A 25,312-nucleotide genomic window follows, 5' to 3' on the forward strand; every position below is an offset into this window, starting at 1 on the left:
AAACATTAATTGACGGAAAGGAGGTGTGGAACGATAAAATCACTTTACTGAACAGTTGAATCTGATCTGACAACTGCACCAGTCAAATCGGGGACTGTCTGATGGGATCGCGACTACTACAGATTAGGATCATCATAAGCTACAGATGCAACAAAACAGGTTGCCCCTGATTTGCTTTCAATATGCATCTTTCCTGCACCAGTTTTAATATCGGATGTTACCGACTGTCTTGTACTTCTCCCGCGTTTTTCGAGCATGTTGAAAGCGTCTATATGATCCTCAACAGCTTTCTTGCCCAAAACATAGTCCATGTTTTGCTCACGGCCTTTCACTTCTAACCGGAGTGCCTCTTCAGCCGCTTTGGACATTAAATTATCAACCTGCTGATGATCGAGTCTACTCAGCGACTGATCGATGAGAGAACCGGCTTTCAAGCCATTATCGTGAAGCTGAACCGAATTTTTATTGTCGCCCCGTATTGGCAGCTTTTTCTCACTCATGTCACGCTCCATTTAAATTTTACCGAGAGCACTCGCACAAAAAAGCTAATACAAATCTTTACGAGTGCCTTGAGTACTAGATGGCGGGTAAAAAAATTAGCAATTGTTTCCCCATTCTCGTAATACCAGATAATTAGTTTTCTCCCCCAATTCTCGTGTACCAAGTAGTGGTCTCGCCACTTCCTGAGAATTTTTGTCTCACGCCCAAGTTCACCAAAGCAAACTGTTGCAACAAAGCATTTAGAAGGGGTAAAGGCAATAACATTTAACCTGCCTGCCGGCATTTCAACTGAATAGGATGCTGTCTTAACCTGCCCGGAAGCTATTGTACGTCTTAGTAATTCAATTTCCCTTCTCGCGTTCTCTCGTAGAAGGTCATTTTCTCTACGCTCAGCTTGAGCAAGCATCGCGCGTGCTACGGTGATATCGTCATCATAGAGCCAGGAAGCCGCCTTCATCACCTTTTCGGGTAGATGGACTAGAGTGTCGTCGTGCGACATTGAAGCAAGTACTTCCTGTATTTCAGCGAAGCCATGTCCAGGCTCCTTGACGTCGATTTTTACGGTTCGCCATACTCCAGATTTTTTATGCTTCTTAAGAACGGATTGAAGTATTGAAAAGCGTTGCGCTGGGGAGAGATAAGGAGGTACAAGTTCAACGAGCCTTTCCATCGTTTGACCAGACAAACTTGTCACCTGACTTTTCCATTTCGGGAAGGTGTTGCGAGCATATTTTTCGGCCGAATCTCCGTATATTGCGCCATAATCAGAGAAAAGTTCGTCAAGAGCGTCTTCGTCAAGATTCATAAAAGCATGACGAATTTCCCCTACTGCAGCACCGAAAAGCTCGGAAAGTACTTTATATCTAGATGGTTCTGAAGAACCTCTCCAGCCTCTTGATCGCCAGCTTCTATATCCTCTTCTATAATATCCCAATGTACTTATATGAGAGTCTGAAAGCCTCCATTCTAGGTTTTCGGAGTAAGTAGACAATTGGACTAAGGTACTACGGCTGTAAGCCGACAATGACGTTACATCCAGCAGTTCCGCCCTACCTCGGCAGGTGATGATGCCATTCTGCGGAAAGACAACGAGCTGCATATCGATCACATCCGATACTGTTCACGCACCGCCGATGGCTTCCAGGGATTTGAACAGCCTTAACGTACTTTGCGAGCCGAACACGGCTTCACCACGTTCTCATCTTGAACAGGCGCCCCTGCTCGTCTTCATCGTGTAGCGTCAGGACAATCTCGTTTTCAGTAAACACCGATTCGTTATCGGTGCGAACAGGTAGGTCTGAGTCTATCAGAGTGATAATCGGCTGCAGGCCGAGCTCTGCGTACCGACGGATGACCTCCAGCAAGTTCTCCTTCTTGCGATCATCTAAGGACTCGAACACCCCGTCGTGATAGACAAAGCGCGGGAACTTGTCGTTAAGGTGGGCGCGCAGCAGTGCCATGTCAAAGGCGATGCATAGCAACTTACGATAAGTATGCCCTAGATCCGCACTGGTGGCGTTGCCCGATTCATCGAGGATTTCCGCTTTGAACTCCATGTGCCCAGCCTGGTTTGGCGACACACTCAGCAGTGCTTTCCGGTCAATCACCTCTTCGACGATCTCGCTGAAGAACAACCGGATCGCCGAAAACAAGCTGTCCTGGTCAGAGTTCTGCTTTTCTACATCAGCCTCAATCTGAGTCTGTAGATGGCCGCGCTCTTCGGTCAACGCCCTGATATCGGTCCTCAGTTCCTGCAGGCGGTGCAGAAATCCACGCTGGCGCTCCAACAATGTAATGTCGGCACGTAACGTTACCATCTCGTCCGAGACCTGCTTGTACTTTTCGAAAATGTCGGTGCCACTCAAGAACGACAGCATGTCCGACCGCTTCTTTCCCAAAGCACTGAGTTCGGCGTTGATGCTCTTCAATTCGGCTTCTATTTCTGCACGCTCTTCCTGCAGATAACCACGGCGTTCATCGGTGATCGCTCGGTTAAAGGCGATCAACTGCTGAAAGTCCTTCTTTATCTGACCTGTAAAAAAGACACCAGCTTCTTCGAACAGGCGTTGTGCCTCGTCGGGGTTGAACAGGATCTGATCTTCTTCCAGAGAGGCAAGTATTTTCTTCTTGCTCTGGTTCAGAGAATAGCGCTTGATATTAAGTGCTGCGATGTGCTCGTCGATATCATCAACCAACTGCTTCGTGTGATCCTTGTCCTGTACTCGAAAATCGAAGGCGTCGAGCAGTTTCTGTTTCTTCTCTGTATCCTTCTGCTTGAGCAGAAGGATACCCTCGATCTTGCTGATGTCCTCAATGGACCCGCCCAGCTCGTTCTTGATGGTTTGTGCAGTTTCCTGTTTCTTAGATAACTCTTGTTCCTTCTCGTAGTGCTGAGCAATGTGTTTCGCGTTAAAACCCAACATGTGAGCAAGAAATGGCTTCCAATCAGCATGCTTGGAAGCGAATTTCCTGAGTTGAAATACCTCGCGAAAATCCTCCTGCGAGCGCAACAAATACCCCAATACATTCCGATATGACCAAGGTTTGAGTGCGCGCCAGTCGAGTAATCCATCAAGCAAATCGCGTGCGCGATCAAGCGGCACATCCTGGTGATCCCACGCGGTGGACAGCAGTGTCGAAAAATCCTGATGCCCAACTTCGTGCTTCTTGAAGCTGATCTTCGTTGCCTCTTCCACACTTCGCCGGATCGTGACGAACGATGCGTCTTCCAACTCTATCTCTAGGAAAAAGACAAACTCTTTGAATAGATCAAGGTGTTTGAAAAGAAAAAACTTGGCGTCCCGTCTTACAAGAAAGCCGAAATCGAGCAAACGTCCCAGCGTAGTCTTCCCCAGGTTGTGAGTATCCCTGCTGCGATTCTCAGGTAGCCGTATTTCAGCCATGACGACATTCAAACCCTGGATAAATTCCACGGGTTTGAACAGGTCTGGTTTGTTTGAATAAAGTTTAGATAGCTTCATTTGGCCCCACGTATTCCACTGCGTCAGTTTTGGGGCGATAGTCAATTAGGCCCATCAGATAAAGAAAATTCAGAGCAGGCAGAAACAGCACATCCCCGCCAACAACACTCTTCTTCGCGTACTTGCGCAGCGCATCGTATTCATCGACGCGACGCACCTTCAGGCGCACCAACAGCAGTAGCGATACGTTAATGACTGTGCGATCAGGATGGGAGTGCTTGGTCGGCCGCAGCATCGCCTACCTCCCCGATATCACAGTTCCAATACATGTAGAACAGCATAATGCGAGTGAGGCGCTTGTTGGCGTGCTGCCGCAAGACGGGATCGCGATTGTACAGCTGGTCTACTAGGTACTCCATCACCTCGTCAAAGTTTTGGTAGTCCTTGCGCTTGGCAAGGATCTTGAGTTGGAACTCATCAACCACTGACTCATACATACGTAATAGCTCAACGTTCTCCGGTGCTGCCAAGAATGCCCAAATCTGCGTTGTCTCTTTCAGATATTTCTTGCGCTGTTCTTTGGCGTACTTTGCACTCATATTGTTCAGCGCATTTTTCTGTTCGTAGTCCACTCGCTTCACGGGCGGATCATCAAAATAGGCCACTACGCCCTCTTTTTGCCGTGCCAAAGCCTGCACTATCTCTGCGAGATCATCTGGGCTGACGATCAGCGGAGAATCAACTGGATCGAGATCGGCTTCCTCCGCAGCCTCCGGAAAGCGTTTCAACCAAGTTTCAAGTTGCTCCACACCGCATAGGTAGATCGACGAAGCCGGAATGCCACATTGCAATGCGATATGCTCGCTTATCACGCTTTCTGCGTTGCCAGCCAGGCGCCGGTTAGCGAACAGCATGTAGTGATCAAGTTGCTTTGCATCACGCAGCTTCTTGATACGAGGGATTTCCTTGCCGATTACAGTGTTTTCTGCCTTCGTACTGAAGAAATCTAATTCCGAGAAATTTCGGTTGTAACCGTTGGTATGCTTGGCCTGGATGATGGTCGTGCCAACCCAAGGAGCTGCCTTGCTCGGGTGAAGCTCGGCAGTTCCGACGAACTTTGCATCCCGCCCACCGTCAGGCCCCTTCGCAAAGCCCTGCACGGAAACCCCGAGCAGGCGCTGGCACAAGAACACGATCAAATTCTCGAACTGACCATCGCTAAGGTCTTCGTAGGCGAATTTCATCACCACCTCGTTTCACCTAATCTACTAGGTGGCATCCATAGTGAATGGCAAATTCAGGTGGCATTGCCGAATATTGCAGCAACAGCACTTCTGTCTCCAGATCTCCAGGCGGATATAAGCTGCTGTCCCCTAGGAGTAAGTATTACTCTGTATAAGTAAAGGTAATTGTTTACACTATAGTTTCGTATTGCAGGATCTATCGTTGCTAATCCCGAGGCAATTAGCTTAGAGAACTTTAAAACACCATCTGCTGAAATTTTCAAATCCTGTGCCTCGGGCGTTGCCAAAAACAGCAAATCATCAATTGTGTTTGTATCGAATGCACGGCTAAGCGAAACAAGCATTGCCTTCCACGCATAGATGGAGTCACGCCTGATTTCTCCCCGATGGAATAGAGCGTGACAGGTTGGACATAAAGCGAGCAGGTTCCCTTGATCATTGCCACCGTTTTCTGAAACCTCGACAATGTGATGAATGTCGAGCGCTAGGATTCCGCGACAAGTAGGCACGGCGCAGCGATAACCCGCCTCAGTAAGGACGTTTACTGCCGTAGTATTCGGAATGCTTCGGCGTTTCATTGCGTCGAGAACAAGGTCCTTGGCCGTTTAACCATCACGCCCCTCCCTCTACCGGTAATCACTATTCAGGATTATGATAAGCGAGGTTAAGCTCAGCAATGAGCTTTCTTAGCAGGCGAGAGAATTCAACCCTCATCGAAGATGTTTTTAAACCACAAGAAAGGAGAAGAATAATGAACTCAAAGCAAGCGTCCCTAATTGTTGGTCTCAGTATGACAATGTTCATTACATCGCCCGTACATGCAGCGGTGACTTTGTATGATCAGAATTTCGAGCATCCGGCAGCTTTTGTGAATGATGGCGGCGATGTCAATATCTTCAATCCGGTAAATGAGCTCTACGGCAATCAGCCGGCTGGGTTCAGTTTTGCGCAAACAAATACTGTGGAAACACTTCTTATAACAGGCAGTCAGGCGTTTGGGCATGGCTACTCCGACCCTTCTGGCAAGGGTGGAAATTATGCCTTGGGGATGCTCTCCACGGAACAAAATGATTGGCTGGGGCTGTCTTTTAATGTTGGAAGCAACCCGTTTATGAACGTGCGCATGGATATCTCGAGTATTGATCTCAGCGTATTTGGGGGCCCGTTTGTTACACCTGGAGCTGCCCCAACGTTCGAATTCACTCTTTACGATAATCCTAATGGGGTTAATGGCCTAGGTTCTGGGAAGATCCTCGATGTAGCGCAAGTTTCTGGTATAGCGTCGCCGCGTGATGTATTCAACTGGACCGAGGTCTCGCTGCCACTCAGTACAATAGGCAATACCAATGGTAACGTAACTCTACGAATTGATCTCTTGGAGGGTGGTTATGCAGCGATGGACAACTTCCATATTACAGCTGACGTAAGTCCTATCCCCGAACCCGAGACCTACGCCATGTTCATAGCTGGACTGAGCTTGATGGGCTTCTTGGTACGTCGCTGCAAGATCGCTTAGGCTTGATCCTGAGCCACAGAGGAAGTTCCTTTGTGGCTTTCTTTTGGGAGTACACAAGAATAATTATGGAATTAGACATTCTTTTAAAGTGGGGAACACCAATAGGTGCCGCAATTGTCTTTCTAGTCGGCCTGTATCAATGGGCGGATGCAAGGCGAAGAGACATAGAGCAAAAACGATTTGAGCAGTTTCATCGCGCGTTTGAGTGGGCAGTTGGCGTACAGCAGCAGGCCAACTGCTTGTAGAAACCCAGCAGGCTATGGGTATCTATGAGCTGACCCATTTTCCTGAGTACAGAGACATTTCCATTCCAATCCTCAATTACTACTTGGAGCGGAGCTCTGCCGAGGAAGATTCTAGTCTTTTTCGACAGGAGAAATGAACATCGTGCCGAGTTAAGTTAGGACGTTCTCATCCATAATCATTTCTGATTCTCATCTCACGCTTCCCCTGGAATCGCAGAAATATTCTATTAGCACACTGCCTTCCGTGAGCGGTGGGGAGCACATCAGGTGTATGCGAGACCAAGCAATGAAATACATGACTTTGATGGAGAGCTCTGTCATTATTCATATGCCACCCTCAAATAACCCAAATAAGGAGGTTAGGTAATGAAAAAGTTCGTCTCAATTACGAGCTGCGCTGCCATTTTTTCGATAAGTGCGGGTATAACTCCTATAGCAAATGCCGCGAGTACGACTCTTCACGGTGTTCTTCGTGATTTCAGTCCCGGCCCTCTAGTTCCTGGAAGTACTAACCCAGATTTTGAGATAGGTATCGGCGGTGTGAATCCTGGATTAGTTGCCTCGACACTTACTGGCAACTCACCTACAGCAATTTCTTTCGGCCCTCCCGGATATATCACCTCATCTGCCTCATTTGCTGAATGGTATGGTTCCGCTGCACCTAGTATTCCCTATACCATTACTTTGAATGAAACAGCTCCTGGCTCCGGCATTTATAGCTATTCCAACAATTCATTCTTTCCGCTTGACGGATTACTCTTAGGTAACTATGGGAGCTCGGGGCATAACTTTCATTTTACTTATCAGATAAGCGCCAATTTTGATTATCAGCCCGGAGCTGGGCAAACGTTTTCGTTCACGGGAGATGATGATGTATGGGTATTTTTCGACAAGAAGTTGGGTGTGGATCTGGGTGGGGTTCATGGCGCAGCATCCCAGTCGGTAAACCTGGATACACTTTTTGGCCCTAATAAGGTTGCCGGCAATTATTCATTTGATTTCTTTTTTGCCGAGCGCCATACCACTCAATCGAACCTTTCTATTACTACATCCCTGAATCTGACCCCCGTTCCCGACATTCCCGAGCCTGAAATTTACGCCATGTTTATGGTGGGTCTTGGCCTCATAGGATTTGTATCGCGCCATCGGAAGATAGCCGAGCGTCGCGGTCCCTAGTAACTGAGCTTACCCCTGATTGGTTTTTTCACAAAAATGCAGCCAGCGTTTTCGGCAAACTCATCTTTGAAGAAGGGGTTTCGCATAAGAAGAAACGGGAGACAAGCCATCTCTCACTAGAGCTTGCCTTAGTGAGATCATTTTATGAATGATAAAGGACGTTATTATTCATAATCGTAGTGAGCTGAACCATCTCTTGGGTAAGCACTTGCATAATAACCAGGCTAACCCTTATCGTCCTCGTTTAAGTCCTTCAATAATCTCAGGCATATTTTCTAAATTTTTTTGTTCTGCCTTATCTTCTTGGTTCTCTTGCTCTTTATAATATTCGACTAAAGCAAGTTGCTCAATTATCGGATTTTTTTTAATAATTCCCTTTTGCTTAGAAATTACATCTGAGGGAGGTAGACCAGAATTCTCCTTGATCCACTCTCTTTCTATCCACCGTTGAATGGCAAGATTTTTAATGTTCTCAGCTTCAGCTGCATTGGTGTGAACTAAGTAGGAATGTATAGCTAAAAACCGCTGATTTTCCATTATATATTTCGATGCTGCGAAATTATTTTTAATCTTTTTGTTATCCCAGAACTGCTGCATGGTTTCGATATCCTCGATATCTTCGCATTCCTGGGGTTTCTCTTGCTTCTTTATTGGGTCGGTCTGTTTCAATATTGCTTTCTTGACGCATTCCTCGAATTGTGCAGAATATGCATTTTGCAAACTCTCCCTTGGAGTGGCCAGATATTTCATGCACGCCTGCATTTCGGGAGTGGCTTTATAATTGTTGTCACATTCGGGAATAATAAAATCAGAGGAATTAAAATTGGAAGCATTAAAACCTGCCCCCTCATCGAGATTAGGTAAATAAGGATTATTCCCCGCTGCCAGAAAAATATGCCCGGAGTGAGGGAGGGTGTTGGGGTAAGCGGCGGTGGGAATTGAGGCATTTGGATTGTCTAATATTTCAAAACCTGCAGAATGACTGACTGAAACAAAACCAAAAACCCCAAAACTAATCCATAAAAGAAAACTGAGGCCTGAATGTTTCATTGCGCTTCCTACAAACGATAATGTGTGAAAGAGCTAATTTTATTAAAAGCTAATTGATTGAAGTAAAGCTATAAATTAGCGGTTAGTTGTTTGAATGAATGTATCGCGTCCCCGTGCAAAATCAAATAAGGCTGGTTGTTGAATGGAAATGAAATTTTTTCCTTCAGGCCTATCAAGGGGAGCCGCCGCACGCGCTTTAAGTTTCCCGTTTCGATAGTCTTGGTATAGGCTGGGCACTCGTTCAGCGCCATAGCTGAGCCACTCAGAAAGCTGGATGAGAGTGTCCCTGGGTTTGAAGTCTGCGGCACTATCCTTTAGACCTTCCCTTACCAACGCATAGCTCAACAGGCCCTGCTGCGTCTTCTCAGTTTCCAGCGCATATTGATCCCGCTGGCTCGCCGCTAGGATTCGCATTCCTTTATCGAAGGCAAGTTGCCCGAGGCCCCGACTGCCCATAGGACCAGGCTTGAATTCCTTACTCTCCACTGTTGCCGCGCTATGGCAAGCATCCACTATCATCACCAGTTCGCCAGCATCCAGCGTGCGCAACCATTCCGAGAGTTCCTCGCTGGAAATAGCATTTTTGCGTATATCCCTCTCATCCTTGCTCATACCCAAATCATGAGGCATGAGATAGAACTGTCCATACCGGTCGGTATCCCCATGCGTAGAAAAAGCAAGAACTAGCAGATCCTCCGGCCGCGCCGGATGTAGCTGATCGGCGTTGACTACTCCCATCAACTGATCATCTTTAACCAACTTGCCGGCCAGTTTTTCAATTACTGCTTTGATGCGGCCTTTGGTGCCATTATTGATGACGAACTTGTCTTTCTGATCACCTGTCCCGAAGTCGGTGATCAAGGTGATGGGGATCACATTGGCATCGCCAAATAACAACCTCCCCGTCTCGGGATGTTTGACATCCTTGAGTCTGCTACTAAGTTCGGTACTGAGCCCGTTTGCATCATTCGCAGCATAACTAAGGCGATTCATAGCGTTACGCTCGAAACCATTGACTCCGACGGCCACAACATAGGCTCGAGATTGCCGCGAAGTAAGTTTCTTCGGGATATCGAGGGTTATCCGCGCAGTTGTACTCTTGACGCGATCAACGTTAAAAGCGTAGGCGGAGAATTCTATTTCCTTGAGATCGGTATTGCGGGGAAGGCGGATACCACGAAAGGTAATAGTTTTTTTACCAGTCCCTTGATCTAGCTTGATTTCATGATCATTCCGCCACTCGACGAGTTCCTCTTCGCGATTTTTCTCTCCATATCTGCCTCTTTCAGCGGGTTCGGGAAACTGGGCCACCAATTGCCTGTTGCGAAATAGCCTGAGGTCATACACGCCACTCTGCATCTCCGCTTGTTTATCTGCTCGCTTGATATCTGATGTACTGTTCCCAACTTCAATCGTTATGGCGACTAGGCCGTCTTTTTCATCCTCAATCCAGACACGATTGATCTTGATCTTAGGCTGGACACGATTAAGTAACGCCACTGATGGGATTTCTGGGAGTTTTTCTCCCGCTAATAGCCTAGGCAGTAATCGCGGCTCATAATAGTCTCGCATAAAGATTTCTATGGGTAGAGAGCGCATTGGATCATCAGACATGACCCAATGCAGGCCTTTGATATCTTCCAGATTATTAGTATCAAAACGTCCATCTGGTGTGGTAACAACCCAAGTCTTGCTATCAAGGCTTACAAGGCGGGCAAGTTCTTCGCCTGTTGCTGAATTCCAGATGTGGGTTGTCCTATCGATGCTAGCAGTTATAACGAAGCGGCCATCAGGGGAAAACGTAGCCGAGTTAAGTCCGCCACTTCCGGAAAAACGTTGTATCTCACGTCCCGTGGCCACGTCCCATAGGCGCGCGGTCTTGTCCGCGCTTGCGGTCAAGATCTTGCTGCCATCGGGGGAGAATACAGCCGAAGCAACCTTATCTCCATGAGCCTCGAAACGCCGCCGCTCGCGTCCCGTGGCCACGTCCCATAGGCGCGCGGTCTTGTCCGCGCTTGCGGTCAAGATCTTGCTGCCATCGGGGGAGAATACAGCCGAAGCAACCTTATCTCCATGACCCTCGAAGCGCTGCAGCTCGCGTCCCGTGGTCGTTTCCCATAAGCGTGCGGTCTGGTCCCAGCTTGCTGTCAGGACGGTGCTGCTGTCGGGAGAGAAAGCAGCGGAAGTAATCCAGCTACCATGTCCCTTAAAACCCCCTAATTCCCGGCCCGTAACTGTCTCCCACAAACGTGCGGTTTTATCCCAGCTTGAGGTTAGAATTACGCGGCCGTCGGTGGAGAAGGTGGCAGTAGTAACTCCTGACCCCCGAAAGCTTCGCAGTTCCCTTCCTGTAGTCATTTCCCATAAGTGAGCGCCATCAAGGCTTGACGTCAGAATCATGTTGCGATCTGGGGAGAAAACTGCCGAATTGATTCCACCGCTTTGCCTAACAAAGCGCCGCACCTCCTGCCCAGTACTTGTATCCCAAAGGCGAGCGGTTCCATCGTTGCTTCCAGTCAGTATATTTCGACCGTCGATTGAGAAAATGGCAGAGGTAATTCCGCCTCCTTGGCCCACGAAACGCCGCAACCCCGCAGCCAGCCCTTCCTCCAATATAGAAATAATTGACGGGTCAACGGCACGGCCATCGCTATCCGAAAATTGAGCTGGTTTATCCTCAGCGCCCTGTCCCTCAAACCGCCGCAACTCACGCCCGGTGGCTCGTTCCCACAATCGTGCAGTTCTATTGTGATTTGCCGTGAGAATGGTATGGCCGTCCGCAGAGAACACAGCAGTGGTGGTTTGATCGTTCGGTTCCCCAAAACGCTGCAACTCACGCCCTGTGGCGATCTCCCACAAACGCGGACCATCGATAGAGGTGGTAAGAACAGCGCGATTGTCGGGGGAAAAAATAGCCCTTAGACTGGCGCTCGAAAACATGGAGCCGGTAGCCCTATCGCTTTGCCGCCCAAATCGCTTCAACTTCTGTCCCGTGGTGGTTTCCCAAAGACATATAGTCATATTAATTAATGGCTCACCGCTTTGGGACCGTGCGGCAGGTGCCCCCGAGTATGCCGAAGCCATATCCCAGCCAGAAGTCAGGACAGTACGCCCATCCGCGGAGAAGACGGCGGAAGTAACAATAATAGGAGGCAAAGTGGAAGGATTTTGATCATTGCATCCACCGAAGCGCCGCAACTCCCTCCCGTTATCTATGTCCCATAGTCGCGCGCTACCAGCACCAACAATCAGGACAGCGCGACCGTCAGGGGAAAAAACAGCGGAGGTGGCAAGCGGACGTTTATCGAAGGAAGTTTGATTACTATGTCCCCCGAGTTGCAGTAGCTTACGTCCCGTCTTAATCTCCCACAGGCTTGCGGTCCCATTGTGGGCTACGGTCAGGACGGAGCGACTATCGGGGGAAAAAACAGCTGTGCCGCCAGGGAAATACCGGTGGCCTGTAAACTTGAACTGCCGCAGCTCACGCCCGGTGGCCGCGTCCCACAATTGTACGTTAACATCAACAAGTGCCTCATCCACATCGTTTTCGAACTCATCGTCGGCTTCAGACTCATCGTCAGCTAAAGACTGCAGAGCCTTTTTCTGCAAAAGCTCTGCGAACTTATCAACACTGCTAACTGTCAGCACGAAGCGACTATCGGGGGAAAATACAGCTGAGATAATCCTACCCTGACCCTCGAATCGCCGCAGTTCGCGCGCTGTGCTCGTTTCCCACAAACGAGCGGTCCCGTCGTTGCTTGCAGTCAGCACGCTCTGTCCATCTGGAGAGAATGTGGCGGATTTAACCCAATCGCCATGACCCTCGAAGCGTCGCAATTCTCGTCCCGTGGTTGTTTCCCAAAGTCGCGCCGTGCCATCGTCGCTTGCAGTCAATACGAGTTGGTCGTCCACGGACAATACTGCGGAATTGATTGCACTTCCGTGACCTAGCTGAACTACCAAGTGCGCCGAGGCTACATCATTATCCCGCACGCTGTTAGCGAGACAGCGTTCGCTTGTCATGACAAAGAAAACTAGACTGATGATTACAATAGATGCAGGATAAAACCATTTGAGGTGAAACGCGCTATTCATCTAACCCTCAACCATGTGTAAATAGTTCTTGAGTTATATTTCATTCGTCAAGCGATATAATTTGGAGGACAAGATTATGTGTTTGACGTATCAGCAAACAACACAAGTACGCGCATCAAGAAAGAGTAGGCGTAAATGTCCCTGTTTGAGAGCTAACACCATTTATCAGCCAAGGGAAGAACAAATAATCAAGCTCAAGAAGAAAGGAAGCTCATCAGTTATGCCTAATAGCACCTCTTATCTTTTGAAATTACTCCTTGTGATCATGGTTATCGTTCAAAGTACTTGTTTCGCGACAGATCGTGAGGTCAGCAAACCAGAGAAGCGGGCACTGCTTATTGGGATTGATGAATACAAATCACCGAGTGTTTCCCCACTTAGAGGTGCTGTGAATGATGTTCGGTTGATGCGTGAACTCTTGATCGGGAAGTTCGGGATTGCTCCGGAAAACATTAAGGTACTTGAGAACGGGCAGGCAACGCGCGAAGCGATCATTGACACGATCAGTAATCATCTCATTGATAAAACGGGCAAAGATGACGTCGTTATCTTGCATTTCAGTGGGCATGGCTCCCAGATGGAAGATGCTTCCGGTGATGAAGTGGATAAACTCGATGAAACGTTAGTGCCCCATGATAGCCGCACGCCCGGGATATACGACATCACCGACGACGAAATCAACGAATTACTGTTGCAACTCTCAAGGAAGACGAAGAATGTCACTTTTATCTTTGATAGCTGTCATTCAGGAGCCGCTACCCGCGGAGGCAATAGTGTTCGTAAAATCGAGCCAGACACCCGCAAACCTCCATCTGCCATTGCTTCTGCGGTGAGTGTACGAGGAGCAGAGAGTATGGGGGATTTTCGGTCCAACAATTTGGATTATGTACTGATCTCCGGTTCACTAGCAAAGGAATTATCCAATGAGACATCATTCGAGGGGCGACAGCACGGGGTGCTGACCTGGTTTCTTGCCTCAGCCCTGAAAGCGGCTCCAGACAGGACTACTTATCGCGACATAATGGACCAGGTTAAAGCCGAGGTCACCGCTCGCTTCCTTAGCCAGCATCCACAGATAGAGGGACCGGGACAGGATCTCGTCGTTTTCGGAGTCGACAAGATCAACGTCAAACCATACGTCCTGGTCGAGCCTAGTAGAGGTAAGGACATACGAGTAGATGCGGGAAAAGTTTTTGGCGTCAGCGAGGAGTCGGTGCTGAAAGTCTATCCCCCTCGAACTGCCGATTTTGATAGAACAAAATCTGTGGCCACCTTGAAAATAAAGAATGCGACGGATTTCGAGGCTGAGGCTGAGATTACGGAAGGGGGACCGATTCAACCTCAGTCCAGAGCACTTCTTGAGGCGATATCCTTTGGCGACACATCGATACCAGTTTTTATCGATGTTAAAGGACCCTCTGGGAAACTTTCAAGTGTCAAGGCAGCCTTGACGAAAATGCCAGCAATCACATTCGCCAAGGATATGACCGATGCACGTTTGATAGTTAACGAAAAAAATGGAAAGGTCATGGTTCAAAGCGGCGATCTTGAGTGGCTTGTACCTCCAGTACTTGCCAGCGAGGCAGATATAGTTCCTCGTGTGACTAATCAGATTAAGGATCTCGTGCATTGGCTGGTCATCTTCGATCTGAAGAATCCCGGTTCCAGCATCAACGTGGGACTTGATATTTGGCGAATAAGGGATTTATCAAGTACTCCATATCCTGCCACAGTTTCATCAGGGACGGTATTGTCCTACAGCGTGGAGAACAGACATAGTCATCCTTTGTATATCTATGTCCTAGATGTTTCTAGCGACGGTAGTGTGACGCTTCTTTATCCACATCCAGGGAATGAGCAGCAGCAGCTGCCTGCCGGAAAGAAACTGCAAGAGCGACTCAAGATGTTCGTGCCACGAGGTCAGTCTGCAGTAACGGATGTGTTGAAAGTGATTGCAACGGTAAAGCCTATTGACCCTTCGTTGTTCCCACTAGGCCCCATTCGGTCTGCATCGGAAGAAATAGTCAGAACAACTGATCCGCTTGCAAAGTTTCTCGCGACCGCGTTGCGGGGAGCAAAGGCAGCTACACCTGTATCTATTGACATGGACAGCTGGGTCACGGTTCAAAAAGCAATAAGGGTGGAGAAAGAGGATAAAAACTCTCCTCTTTCAAGCTTCATTCCTTAGAAAGAGGGGTGTTTGCCATGAAGAAGAAGCGGTTTTTAGTAGAACAGATCGTAGTGGGATTAAAGTAAACGGGGCTGGAATGCCGATGGAGGATCTGATCCGGCAAGTGGGGATTTCGGAACAGACGTTTTACCGCTGGAAGAAGCAGTACGCGGGAATGCAGTCGGATCAGGTGCGAGAGCTCAACGAAAAGAAGTTGCAGCTTCGCTCGAAACTGCTCAAGCGCCGCAAGATGGTCGTGACACGCCAGGTAAAGATAAAACGACCAAACCCAACCAAGCATGGAGTATGGATTTTGTGGCGGACCAGCTAGCCAATGGCATGAAGTTTCGGACGCTAACCATTATCGATGTCTTCAGCAAGGAAGTGCTGGTGATCGACGCGGGTCAGCACTTGCGAAACGAACATGTGGTCGCCGCTTTAAACCGGTTGCAGGCTACCTATCTCGTCAGCACTTCATTAACATGAAATTAGTAGTTGGAATACTATTAATAACTTTCTTACCGGCCTGTGCCGTTATCGGACTGCGACAGTCAGAGACGTTTAATAGCATCACCATAACCGAGCGCGAACGTATCATGGCCGCTATCGGCGCTGGCGGGGCACTATTATGCCCAAAGGCAGGTGGTAGCACTGCGGCATGCGCAGCTCTTGGGGCATCAGGCGCACTAAACGGCGTAGTGATCACGTCTCCCCTCGAAATGCTTGATAGAGGATTAGCTTCTTCCCCCCTCCCAGGTATTGTGCACAACCTTGATGAGCCAATAAGTCCTCATGAAGTTGAGGATATTCCTGTCCCAGGTAAAAAATCCTCCGTTGCGACATCCGGCTCTGCTGGCACTGGGACAGGCGTGGCTGGAAGTGCCATACGTGAAATAAATGATTATAAAGTCATATTAGGCGCCGATTCGAAAATCAAAATGCCTGGGCCTCCCGGTGAGCTGAGAATTTGGATTGGTAATCCCGGCACTAGTCCAGGGCTTCCAAGCTATATGAGGCGAGCAGAAGGTATCCTTCCTAGGGTTGGCCAAACAGCTAAAATTACGGCATTTGCTCCAGCTTTTGAGATAGAGCCACTAGAGAGCATTTGTATGAGAATTGATCCTACTGGTTCTGTGGTAAGGTTTAAGTTAAAGCCCACAAAACTAGGAACTTTTAATGTCGGAGCAGATATAAACCTATTTGATTCCACCAATTGTAGTGGGGCAGCCGTTCCTAAAGCGACAGAAACTTTACAAGTTGAAGTTATTGTGGATAGTGAGGAAGTATTTCAAGAACACACCAAACAACTGAGCAATGTTTTTTGGGACAAATTTCTGCAGTTCTGGGGAGTCTCAACCGCTTTGTTTTTTGCGCTGCTTCTTTTTCTGATAAAACGAAAGTTAAAAAAAAGGTTTTCGTTTGAAAATAATAAATGAACAAAATGTTTGACGCTGCCCCAAAAGAGCTTCGTCTGGAGAACTTGCTAATGCAAGAGGTGAGAAGTCGATTTAAGTGCAGCACAAGGATAAAGGAGAGAACAACAAAATAAAAACCGCCATTGGTACAGTCAGATCGATTAGTGGTAGCTTCAGGCCCTCATCCACGAGAAAGAAGCTTACTTTTCCGATTACGTGGATAACAGCTTCACCTTTCGATGATAGTTGTTGCCCTACGGTGTAATTGCCGAGATGGGATGCGAAGAATCATTTTTAAAATTTTAATAACTTACCTTAAAGGTTGGGCTATCCTCCGGCCGGGTCTTTCGGTGGTCATAGATCCGGGTCGTGGCAATGTTGGCATGCCCCAGCCATTCCTGCACCTTGGCAATATCCGCTCCGTTATCCAGCGCATTGGTCGCAGCAGTCGCCCGCATCACGTGCGGCCCCATGTTCTCCCCAAAAATCCCCAATTTCCTTAGATACTTCAGCACCACCTCAAAATAGATGGAATCGGGCGTGAGTGCCGTCAGGGTATGGCCGTGCACATTGTTCTTGACCGGCCGAAACAAAGGCGCATCGGGACTCGGTCCATGGCCTGCGACCTCCAGATATTCTTCGATCAGAGTAAGTGTGCCCGGATGGGTGGGAATGAAACGCATCTTGCCGCCCTTGCCCTTGATGCGGAGGTGCGCAACCCCACGGCGCATCTGGTTGTAGTCTTTCACTTTGAGTTTGGCCAATTCCTCGCGCCGGATGCCGTGGTAGAGCAGGGCGGAGAGAATGGCCCGGTCGCGCTTGCCCTTGAGCGTCTTGGGGTCAGGCGTCTCCAGCAGAGCCCGTGCCTGAGGATCGCCCAATGCGGGGGTTTTGCCCTGCCAGGATTCGACCGGCGGCCGCTTCACCCCCTTGACCGGATTGTGCGTCACCGCATTAGCTTCGCACAGGTACTCGAACAGGGACGAGAGTGCGGCCAGTTTCCTGCGGATGGTAGCACCTCCCAGTTGCTCTTCTTCCAGGCTCTTTCTCCAGGCCAGCACGTGACTACGGGTGACGACACGAAAGTCCTCCGGTCTGTCGATGCCAGCAAAAGCCATGAAGCCGCGCAGGTCGTTCTGGTACGCGCGCCGGGTCTGCCGGCTGTCGATGTTGGCGAACCACTCGATCTCGGGTGGAACCTCGGCAAGCTTGCGAAACTGCGCCGAAGTCAAAGCGCTGCCGGAGGCAGGTGCAGCGGGGGTGGTCGGGGAGACCATCAGTTCTTCACTCATGCCAATTCATCCTGAGGAACAAGTAAGCTATTATCCATGCAGATAATATGGGTATATTTTTCGATGTGCGAACAATCAATGTCAACCATGTGGATAGGGAGCGAGAATTGCCGCTCTCAATCCAGTTCCCATCACAGTTCACAGTGACTGCAATACAGACGCGCTGGTGGGTAAAAACTGTACGCTGCGCCTGCCAATTTTTTTCCGATATATATATGCACACCATTGTCATATAGATACGTATTCACGTCGATCTGGTCAGCCCGAACGCTTGCGTGAGCCCGCCAGTTTCCTCGCGCGCTCGACGATCCGATCAGTATTAAACTCGCCCAACTGTCCGTTCGCAACATGCGCCAGGGCCTGGTCGATATCTGCCTTGAGTGCCGCGAGCTCCTCGTGCCGCAGCTCGCGCCGGACTTTCCAGTCGCGCAGCGCTTCGCGGATCACTTCGCTCGCGGAGGCATAGTCGCCCTCAAGCACGGCAGCCTTGATCGTCTCTGTCAGTTCCGGGGTGAGCGTGATGGTCAGGCGCTCGAGTTCGGTCATTGGGTCCCCGGATAACAGCTTCTTCATGATCATACTTTATCATACTCTCGAGCTGAATCTCTGGCAAGATTTTACCCATGATAAAATACGTTATCATGGGTAAAAAATAGCGAGAGGGGAGAGGCAATTTTCTTTGGAAACACGATAAATCATTTTATTGATCGAACCATTCTCCCATGATAAGCTGGATGTATAGTCTAGCTTATGTGGAGATCAAATGCGTGAAGTTGGAGCCTTCGAGGCGAAGAACAAACTAGGAACGTTGCTCGATTGGGTGGAGAACGGTGAAGAGGTGATTATCACCCGCCATGGCAAAGCCGTGGCCCGATTAATTCCGAATACCCCTCTTCATGATTCCAGTAAGGCGGTGGCAGCTGCCAAGCGCATCCGTAGCCGAGCAGTTGCCCTAAAGCACGGTGGCGCTTTTGACTGGCAGGAATGGAAAGTCTATCGTGATGAAGGCCGTACGTGAGCTTGATACTTGACAGTTCAGTCACCTTGGCATGGCTCTACAGTGACGAGTTGAGCCCTGCCACCCAGAAAGTTTTTGACCAGGTTGTCTCTGCCGGTGCACGAGTGCCATCGCTCTGGCGTTTGGAAGTAGCAAACAGTCTGCAAGGAGGAGTCAGGCGAGGACGCATTAGTAAAGAGTTTCGAGATGCGGCCCTGACAGATTTGGGGCTGTTGGATATCGCGATCGATTCGGATACAGACACCTTTGCTTGGTCAAGCACACTGCGTTTGGCCGAGCGGTGCGGTCTCACCCTCTATGATGCCGCCTATCTCGAACTGGCCCAGCGACTCGAACTTCCTTTGGCAACACTGGATCAGGAGCTGCGTGCCGCGGGGGACGTGCTCGGCCTTACCCTGCTCGGTCAGTAAGTGGATATATATCCATTCATAGGTAACGATATGCCTGATGCGTAGGTACGAAAGAAAGGGAGTCGCAAAGGTAACAGGTCATGCCGACCTGAAGGATCAAATTCCGAAATAACCACTGCCGATGACACTACCCAGCTGATCCTGGTACAGCCAAATCTTGTTGGTAGTGGTCGTTCCTTCATACCCACACTAGTGGTTCATCCACAAATGACAAGGGCTGCTAACAGCGACCTTGTCATTTGAAGTAGTCGAGTCATGCTCCCTGGTTAATGTCCTGCTCGTTGTTACGCCATGTCGCTTCGTCAGCCATCCATTGCATGGCTCAATCATGCTGCAGGACAGTTCCACCTCTCTTCGTCATACTCGTTACTTAGACCTCTTGAGTTCGGCTATTCCAGTTAAGAATTGCGTACCTGGATAATGAGCAGTTTCTTTGCGAAATTTGTCCACAAGGTCCTTCTCCATAACTTGTACGCCATTCGCACCACGAAACCTTGGCTTGAACGCTCGTGGGTATTTCAACCTTATTAGGGTAGTAACAAGGTCGAGCGCTTCAACGGACTCAGTATCTTCATAGAGAATGGAATCGGCAGCTTCAGGATCATAGTAAATGTCTGACATTGGTCTTTTCTTTCCCGTTGATCTCAATCCACGAGGTGATGTATCAGACCATTTTAAGGTGGCAAGGAGTTTCAACTTGTAATCACCCTTACCCCGCTGTCCCTCATATCTTTTTGGAATGATGAACACCCAAATATAATCAGGAGGACGGCCTTCCAGCTTTTGAAGTTGCTCCCGGCTGGAAACGAATAGGCCCAGCATATCTTCTTTGACATTGTCCTCAAATTCTTTCCAGTAGTAAAAAACGTCCAATATTGTTTCTCCTTTTTGAGCTCGCACATCAGGCTGTGAAAAAAACTTGCCTCCCACAATTCTCTTGCGCAGCATTCTTATTTTGTTTTCTCACCAAGCAATGCATCTCCCGCACGCTTCCATTCCCGTCTTCTAGGATCCTCTGCCGGCACGTTTGCCAGTCCCAGCAGGGCACCCAGTAGCTCCCCTCGATCGAATACCGGAGCACGGGTCTCGGAATCCACGAGACCTGCCAGAATCAGCAACTCGGCAGCATTGTGTAGCTCCTGGTCACGCTCTCTTGAGGCCGCCTCTCTATTGATCGCTTCCAAAATACGTGCTGCTTCCTCGTCCCTTGCCGCAAGGCGGGCGGCTTCCGCCTTTGCCCTTTGTGCCCGCTCGGCCGCGGCCTCCGCTTTAATTAACGCGGTAAGGATACGCGAGTCCGCGTCGGTGCGCTTGAACTTGTCTGCCAACAAGAGGAGCTGTTGTTGTTGTTCGCTTGGTGCTTCGAGGCCACGTAGATACGCCAGTCTCGCGGTAAGCCATTTGTCGTGCAACATGAATACCTCCTGGTTCATTGATCGGCAGCCCCGTTCCAGCTACCTTGGGGTTGAGGGAATCAAAAATAAGCTGGGAATGGAATCCTCTTTTACGACTTACCCACCAGGCTATCTTCTTGTCCGATGGTGGAGTGATCGTATAACTCTCTGTACCGCTATGTCAGTTGACAGTGTCAGCGTCAATCTTGACCAGGTTTTTGATATTACGTACGGTTCGCCAGCCCTTGGATCTGAGTACATGGATTTCGTCCATTCGGTTCGGTAGCGAACGTACCGCTCTCCTAAGGATGGACAAAATAATTGGCTAAAGCCTGCTCCCTCTGCTTAATGCTGCCGCTGATACCAGTGCGCCAGCAGCGTCTACCTTCGTGCTGAATGACTATGTCGTCCTGTTAATCTGAGAGAAAAGATTCAATCAGAGTTGGGAATCGAGGAATTTGCCCGGTGATTATGCCGAGATCCCGCATTTACACCTTCTGGCGAAACTGGACAATCGGCCATCCGATTACCGCATTGTCAATACTGGTTGTGCTCGGTATCCTGGCCTTCCAGTACGCGCTCGGTCATTTGCGCATAAACACAGACACCACCAGACTGATCGCACCGGATGCACCTTTCCAGCAACACAGCCGCTCTTATGAGAAAGCCTTTTCACAGGATTTGCACACGCTTTTGCTGGTGGTTGAATCGGACACGCCCGAACTAACCAAATCCGCCAGTAAAAGATTACTGCGCCTGCTCCGCGACAACACAGATCATTTCAATTCGGCCTATATCCCCTACGACAACGAATTTTTCCGTCAGAACGGATTGCTTTATCTCGATACCGACGAGTTGGAGAGCTTATCCAACAGCCTGTCGCTCGCCCAGCCGTTCATCGGCAGAATCGCTCAGGAAACCAATCTAACAGGTTTTTTTTCTATTTTAGAGGATGCGCTAAAGTCCGGAGACACGACTCGTACTGCAGCCATTGATCTAACCTCGCTAACCCATAAAGTCACGCTGGCTTTAGATAAAGTAATCAATGGCGAAAACGCTTTGCTTTCCTGGGAATCGATGATTTCTGGGAAGAAAACACACTCCAGTAAGGAGTTTATTATTGTCTCGCCTAAATTCGATTACTCACATATCCGTCCTGCGAAAAATGCGATTGAGTCCATCAACAAGGCAATTGCCAGCATTCAGGATCCCTATCTCCCCGCTGTCAAGGTGTGGGTTACCGGTGAAGTCGCCCTTGAAGATGATGAGCTGGCAGGCATTAGTACCGGCACTTTTACCGCCAGTATTTTCTCAGTTGTACTGGTGTTGTTTATTTTAGTGATTGCTTACCGTTCCATTTTGCTGACGGTAGCCACGTTGATAACTCTAGCCTTAGGAGTAATTTTTTGCGGGGCATTCGCGGCCTTTTCCGTAACAGAATTAAATCTGATTTCACTCGCGTTTGCAGTAACCAATGTCGGGTTGGGCGTGGAATATGCGATCCACTTCTGCTTACGCTATCGGGATAAGCTGAATCGTCACCGTAAAGAACGTGCACTACGTGTGACTTTAATGACAATAGCTCCCTCACTCCTATTGGCCGCAGGTACTACATCCATCGGGCTTTATGCTTTTATACCGACCGATTACAAAGGCGTTGCCGAGCTTGGCCTGCTGGCAGGAACAAGCCTGTTTATTTCCCTGTCAGTTACGTTGGTTGCCTTGCCGGCATTGTTAAAACTTTTGCCAGCACCGACAAAATTCGGATCGGCAAAAGGTCCTCATGCTCCTTCGGAGCTTTCAAAGAAACTGGCAACTTTGCCGCTTCAATACGCCAAACCGATTTCCCTTGTAACACTTGTTATCTCCCTGATCTCCGTCGTGTTGGCATTCAATGTAAAAACAGACTTTAATCCGATTAATCTTCGCGATCCCGATACCGAATCTGTTATCGCTTTCAAAAAATTAATGGAGGACGAGGAAACCACTCCGCTGACCTTGACTGTCCTGAGCAGGGATGAAAGCAGCACCAAAATCTTGCAACAAAAGCTTTCGGCATTACCTTCAGTTGATAAAACGGTCAGTCTTTTTGACCTTCAACCTGCCGACCAGGATAAAAAATTGGCCTTGATCGAAGAAATGGGACTGATGCTTGGTGCGGAAGTACAGAACTTCCCTCAGCTCAAAGCGGATAGGGACCCGCGCCCGCAGATCACCCGCTTGATTGGAACTATCGATGCCATCTTGCCCGAAAAATCGAATATGGAGGAGCGCACTTCACTCACACGCTTAAAAAAGGAATTGCAGGATATTCTGATCGAGCTTGATACACGGTACCAACCCAGTCGGGAGATGTTCATTGAAAAAATCCAGACCGCGCTGCTCGGCACGCTACCGGCTGTGATGAACGATCTATCAGTCAGCTTGAAAGCCAGAACAATCACACTGTCTGACCTGCCCCCCGACATTAGGGATAAATGGCTAAGCAGGGGCGGTTTGTATCGCATCCAGATCTTTCCAAAAAAAGACCTGAACGATTTAGCCAATCTGGAAGAATTTATCACCGAAGTGCAATCAATCGCTCCCGAAACCACGGACCTACCCATCATCTACTGGGAATCCATGAGAGAGGTTATCAAGGCTTTTCAGAAAGCTGTTGTAATCGCCCTGGTTGCCATCGCACTACTATTACTCGCTATCCGGCGCAGCATTCTGGATACTGCACTGATTATGACGCCGCTCATACTAGCCGGACTTTTTACCATGGCAAGCGCAACGATCACCGGCACTGCCATTAACTTTGCCAACATCATCGCCCTGCCGCTGTTACTAGGGTTAGGTGTTGACAACGGCATTCACATGCTTGTAAGGCTGCGCCATTCGCTTGCGGAAGCTCGCGATATCTATCAATCCAGCACCGCTAGAGCCATATTTTATGGGGCTCTTACCACCTCCTCCGGTTTTGGGGGATTAGCATTCTCCTCGCATCCGGGCATTGCTAGTATGGGTTTGATTATTACTATAGGCATATTCTGGATCATGGTATGTACGTTTATCATCCTTCCCGCGCTTAGCAAATTGGTGCTAAAGGACAAGGAAAACGAGGTACGTTCGCAACCTCGATTGGTAGGATAGAACGTCAATACTCATGCTTTCAGCCCTGTTTGGTAGAACGTAAAAAAATGATGCTTGGCGGCAAGGATACGCGAGTCCGCGTCAGTGCGCTTGAGCTCGTCTGCCAACAACAGGAGCTGTTGCTGTTGTTCGCGTGGTGCTTTGAGGCCACGTAGATACGCCAGTCTCGCGGTAAGCCATTTGTCGTGCAACATGAACACCTCCTGGTTCATTGATTGACAGCTGTTCTAGCTGCTTCGAGAGAGGTGAGAGTAAGCTGGAGACCGTAAATCACATCTTGAGAGGTAGGGTGACCAGATATTCACCTCAGAGAGGTAGCGCGACTGTCATAGGTTTCCGATGCCAAGTTATCCGAGCGATGCCAGACTTGTCTGCTTTGCGACTTACCCATCAGGCTCTTGTCCTATAGCGGTGATTGGATAGCTCTCTGTACCGCTATGTCAGTTGGCAGTATCAGCATCGATTCGATCAACCTTTTTATATTACGCACCGTTCGCTCAGCCCCATGCTGAGCCGCAATGCGTATTAGTCGCTCGAAGGGTCGCATGAATACTTTCATCTCCAGCAACTCGAAGGTAAATATCAGTTTGACTAGACCTTCTCTACCTTCATCCTGTATCTCGTACATACAGTGGAAGGGCTCAGAAATACCTGCAAAAGCCAGAGATCGATTGGGTTCAATACTTGCTTTGGAAACTACCGGTTGAGCCGGTCTCGAATCAAATATCGATCGCAAACTGAACATATGGGTGCACTCTTATGGGTGCACTCTTTGAGAGAGTGACTCCTTGATTGAAAGGTAATTCCGGGATTGGGAACCGCCCCTTTGAGCTTGATCCTGATCGCGGGCACGCACTGTGGATTATTAAAATCATCAAAAGCTGTCCTCGTTTATTCGGACCGTTGATGATTTCCTAAAGGAAAACCGTTTAGATTACTGAACAATGCTCCCACCGTCTGTTCGTTGCCCCACTACTTGCTACCTTTGATTTGCGGCGACTCCACCGACGGTAGCTCAATCCAAAACGCGCTTTCCACCGCGACAACGCTTTCTACGCCGATTTCTCCTCCCATAAATTCAACTAGTTTTTGATAACGACCAACCCGAGGGTGACTGTGAAGCTTGAGGTTCTGAGCAGGTTTCCACTCGATGGTGGCAATAGCCCCAAACATTGGCTCCTCTGCTATGCGTCAGTGGACAGGCGATGTTTAAAAGCAAATGGGGCACATCGCGCAAGTTCAGATAAACAGTGGTAGCTGCGTTGAGGTGGATAGTGAACTTTCCCGCGTGTTGGATCGGCCGTAAGATATTGAGCCGGTTCGAAGAACAAGTTACCCATGTCGAGATCCACTTAAGCGATGTGAACAGCGACACGCCCGGGACTCAGGACAAACGCTGTCTCATGGAGGCCGTCCGGCCGGACTTGATCCGATTGCGGTTACCAATTTAGCGCCACCCTGGAAGACGCGACTGACGTTTAAGGTGAGTTATATTAGAGAAACAACAAAATCAGATTGAGCAACATGTGGATTTCTAATCATGCCGCTTACCCCCCTAAGTCGTGAGCAATCGCAAGGAGAAGAAATTGCCAACAGCATTAGCCATGGTATTGGTCTTGCCGCGGCACTCATCGGAGCTCCCTTTCTCATCACGCAGGCGGCACGGCATGGAAACGATGGGTTTGTTGTTGGTGTGACTCTCTTCTCCGCAACGACCATATTTCTTTACC

Annotated in this window: 22 protein-coding genes and 3 pseudogenes; 10 read left to right on the plus strand and 15 right to left on the minus strand. The window is 49.0% G+C overall.

Going from position 1 to position 25,312, the window contains the following annotated elements:
- Positions 1 to 116: 116 nt before the first annotated feature.
- The 7 genes and pseudogenes from AC52W5_RS08800 to AC52W5_RS08830 all read right to left on the minus strand — a co-directional run.
- Entirely contained in the window at positions 117 to 500 is a 384-nt protein-coding gene (locus AC52W5_RS08800; protein ID WP_495670726.1) for a hypothetical protein, read from the minus strand.
- Complete coding sequence (locus tag AC52W5_RS08805) at positions 497 to 1,600, minus strand: CFI-box-CTERM domain-containing protein (protein ID WP_495670727.1); 1,104 nt, start codon at positions 1,598 to 1,600, stop codon at positions 497 to 499. The genes AC52W5_RS08800 and AC52W5_RS08805 overlap by 4 nt, the downstream gene beginning before the upstream one ends.
- Before the next feature lie 88 nt (positions 1,601 to 1,688).
- Positions 1,689 to 3,233 carry a DUF2326 domain-containing protein gene (locus tag AC52W5_RS08810; protein WP_495670728.1) on the minus strand — a complete coding sequence of 515 codons (1,545 nt, stop codon included), beginning with the start codon at positions 3,231 to 3,233 and terminating at the stop codon, positions 1,689 to 1,691.
- A 235-nt stretch (positions 3,234 to 3,468) separates the two neighbouring features.
- Positions 3,469 to 3,717, minus strand: coding sequence for an ABC-three component system middle component 8 (locus AC52W5_RS08815; protein WP_495670729.1), 249 nt, complete (start codon positions 3,715 to 3,717; stop codon positions 3,469 to 3,471).
- Positions 3,686 to 4,666, minus strand: coding sequence for an ABC-three component system protein (locus tag AC52W5_RS08820; RefSeq protein ID WP_495670730.1), 981 nt, complete (start codon positions 4,664 to 4,666; stop codon positions 3,686 to 3,688). The genes AC52W5_RS08815 and AC52W5_RS08820 overlap by 32 nt, the downstream gene beginning before the upstream one ends.
- Before the next feature lie 53 nt (positions 4,667 to 4,719).
- Positions 4,720 to 5,010, minus strand: coding sequence for a hypothetical protein (locus tag AC52W5_RS08825; protein WP_495670746.1), 291 nt, complete (start codon positions 5,008 to 5,010; stop codon positions 4,720 to 4,722).
- 42 nt (positions 5,011 to 5,052) lie between these two features.
- Positions 5,053 to 5,244, minus strand: a pseudogene (locus AC52W5_RS08830) (HNH endonuclease signature motif containing protein); the annotation flags it as partial.
- A gap of 173 nt (positions 5,245 to 5,417) precedes the next feature.
- Between AC52W5_RS08830 and AC52W5_RS08835 the strand changes: the two are divergent.
- Together AC52W5_RS08835 and AC52W5_RS08840 are read left to right on the plus strand one after the other, a co-directional pair.
- Entirely contained in the window at positions 5,418 to 6,182 is a 765-nt protein-coding gene (locus tag AC52W5_RS08835) for a PEP-CTERM sorting domain-containing protein (RefSeq protein ID WP_495670731.1), read from the plus strand.
- A gap of 611 nt (positions 6,183 to 6,793) precedes the next feature.
- On the plus strand, positions 6,794 to 7,603 hold the full coding sequence (locus AC52W5_RS08840) for a fibro-slime domain-containing protein (RefSeq protein WP_495670732.1): 810 nt from the start codon (positions 6,794 to 6,796) through the stop codon (positions 7,601 to 7,603).
- Between the two features lie 231 nt (positions 7,604 to 7,834).
- Here AC52W5_RS08840 and AC52W5_RS08845 read toward each other — a convergent pair whose 3' ends face one another.
- The gene (locus AC52W5_RS08845) at positions 7,835 to 8,653 is read right to left on the minus strand and encodes a hypothetical protein (RefSeq protein WP_495670733.1); all 819 of its coding nucleotides are present in this window, start codon (positions 8,651 to 8,653) and stop codon (positions 7,835 to 7,837) included.
- 75 nt (positions 8,654 to 8,728) lie between these two features.
- Positions 8,729 to 12,748, minus strand: coding sequence for a caspase family protein (locus AC52W5_RS08850; protein WP_495670734.1), 4,020 nt, complete (start codon positions 12,746 to 12,748; stop codon positions 8,729 to 8,731).
- Between the two features lie 145 nt (positions 12,749 to 12,893).
- On the opposite strand from AC52W5_RS08850, the gene AC52W5_RS08855 reads away from it, so the two are divergent.
- The 4 genes and pseudogenes from AC52W5_RS08855 to AC52W5_RS08870 all read left to right on the plus strand — a co-directional run bounded on the left by AC52W5_RS08855 (position 12,894) and on the right by AC52W5_RS08870 (position 16,354).
- Entirely contained in the window at positions 12,894 to 14,936 is a 2,043-nt protein-coding gene (locus AC52W5_RS08855) for a caspase family protein (RefSeq protein ID WP_495670735.1), read from the plus strand.
- Between the two features lie 17 nt (positions 14,937 to 14,953).
- Positions 14,954 to 15,162: pseudogene (locus AC52W5_RS08860) on the plus strand (transposase); the annotation flags it as partial.
- 71 nt (positions 15,163 to 15,233) lie between these two features.
- Positions 15,234 to 15,404, plus strand: a complete 171-nt coding sequence (locus AC52W5_RS08865; protein ID WP_495670736.1) for a hypothetical protein — start codon at positions 15,234 to 15,236, stop codon at positions 15,402 to 15,404.
- A complete protein-coding gene (locus AC52W5_RS08870) occupies positions 15,401 to 16,354 on the plus strand; it encodes a hypothetical protein (RefSeq protein WP_495670737.1) in 954 nt (317 codons plus the stop codon). The genes AC52W5_RS08865 and AC52W5_RS08870 overlap by 4 nt, the downstream gene beginning before the upstream one ends.
- 281 nt (positions 16,355 to 16,635) lie before the next feature.
- On the opposite strand, the gene AC52W5_RS08875 is transcribed toward AC52W5_RS08870, so the two are convergent.
- Positions 16,636 to 17,625 (minus strand): tyrosine-type recombinase/integrase, encoded by a 990-nt coding sequence (locus tag AC52W5_RS08875; RefSeq protein WP_495670738.1) that lies wholly within the window; start codon positions 17,623 to 17,625, stop codon positions 16,636 to 16,638.
- 258 nt (positions 17,626 to 17,883) lie between these two features.
- Entirely contained in the window at positions 17,884 to 18,171 is a 288-nt protein-coding gene (locus tag AC52W5_RS08880) for a ribbon-helix-helix domain-containing protein (RefSeq protein WP_495670739.1), read from the minus strand.
- A 217-nt stretch (positions 18,172 to 18,388) separates the two neighbouring features.
- Here AC52W5_RS08880 and AC52W5_RS08885 point away from each other — a divergent pair, with 217 nt between their 5' ends.
- Positions 18,389 to 18,643 carry a type II toxin-antitoxin system Phd/YefM family antitoxin gene (locus AC52W5_RS08885; protein ID WP_074748399.1) on the plus strand — a complete coding sequence of 85 codons (255 nt, stop codon included), beginning with the start codon at positions 18,389 to 18,391 and terminating at the stop codon, positions 18,641 to 18,643.
- Positions 18,640 to 19,053, plus strand: coding sequence for a type II toxin-antitoxin system VapC family toxin (locus AC52W5_RS08890; protein ID WP_495670740.1), 414 nt, complete (start codon positions 18,640 to 18,642; stop codon positions 19,051 to 19,053). Before AC52W5_RS08885 ends, AC52W5_RS08890 begins: the two co-directional genes overlap by 4 nt.
- Positions 19,054 to 19,419: 366 nt before the next feature.
- Here AC52W5_RS08890 and AC52W5_RS08895 read toward each other — a convergent pair whose 3' ends face one another.
- Positions 19,420 to 20,001 (minus strand): hypothetical protein, encoded by a 582-nt coding sequence (locus AC52W5_RS08895; protein WP_495670741.1) that lies wholly within the window; start codon positions 19,999 to 20,001, stop codon positions 19,420 to 19,422.
- 2 nt (positions 20,002 to 20,003) lie between these two features.
- Complete coding sequence (gene traD, locus AC52W5_RS08900; RefSeq protein WP_495670742.1) at positions 20,004 to 20,468, minus strand: conjugal transfer protein TraD; 465 nt, start codon at positions 20,466 to 20,468, stop codon at positions 20,004 to 20,006.
- Positions 20,469 to 20,918: 450 nt separating this feature from the next.
- Between traD and AC52W5_RS08905 the strand changes: the two genes are divergently transcribed.
- Complete coding sequence (locus AC52W5_RS08905; protein WP_495670745.1) at positions 20,919 to 23,582, plus strand: MMPL family transporter; 2,664 nt, start codon at positions 20,919 to 20,921, stop codon at positions 23,580 to 23,582.
- Positions 23,583 to 23,593: 11 nt separating this feature from the next.
- Here the strand turns inward: AC52W5_RS08905 and AC52W5_RS08910 are convergent, their stop codons facing one another.
- Both AC52W5_RS08910 and AC52W5_RS08915 read right to left on the minus strand, forming a co-directional pair.
- A complete protein-coding gene (locus tag AC52W5_RS08910; RefSeq protein WP_495670743.1) occupies positions 23,594 to 23,776 on the minus strand; it encodes a hypothetical protein in 183 nt (60 codons plus the stop codon).
- A 778-nt stretch (positions 23,777 to 24,554) separates the two neighbouring features.
- A complete protein-coding gene (locus AC52W5_RS08915) occupies positions 24,555 to 24,755 on the minus strand; it encodes a hypothetical protein (RefSeq protein WP_495670744.1) in 201 nt (66 codons plus the stop codon).
- Positions 24,756 to 25,122: 367 nt separating this feature from the next.
- Between AC52W5_RS08915 and AC52W5_RS08920 the strand changes: the two are divergent.
- A pseudogene (locus tag AC52W5_RS08920) lies at positions 25,123 to 25,312 on the plus strand (PAQR family membrane homeostasis protein TrhA); the annotation flags it as partial.

This window comes from Nitrosospira sp. CT (genome assembly GCF_059489795.1).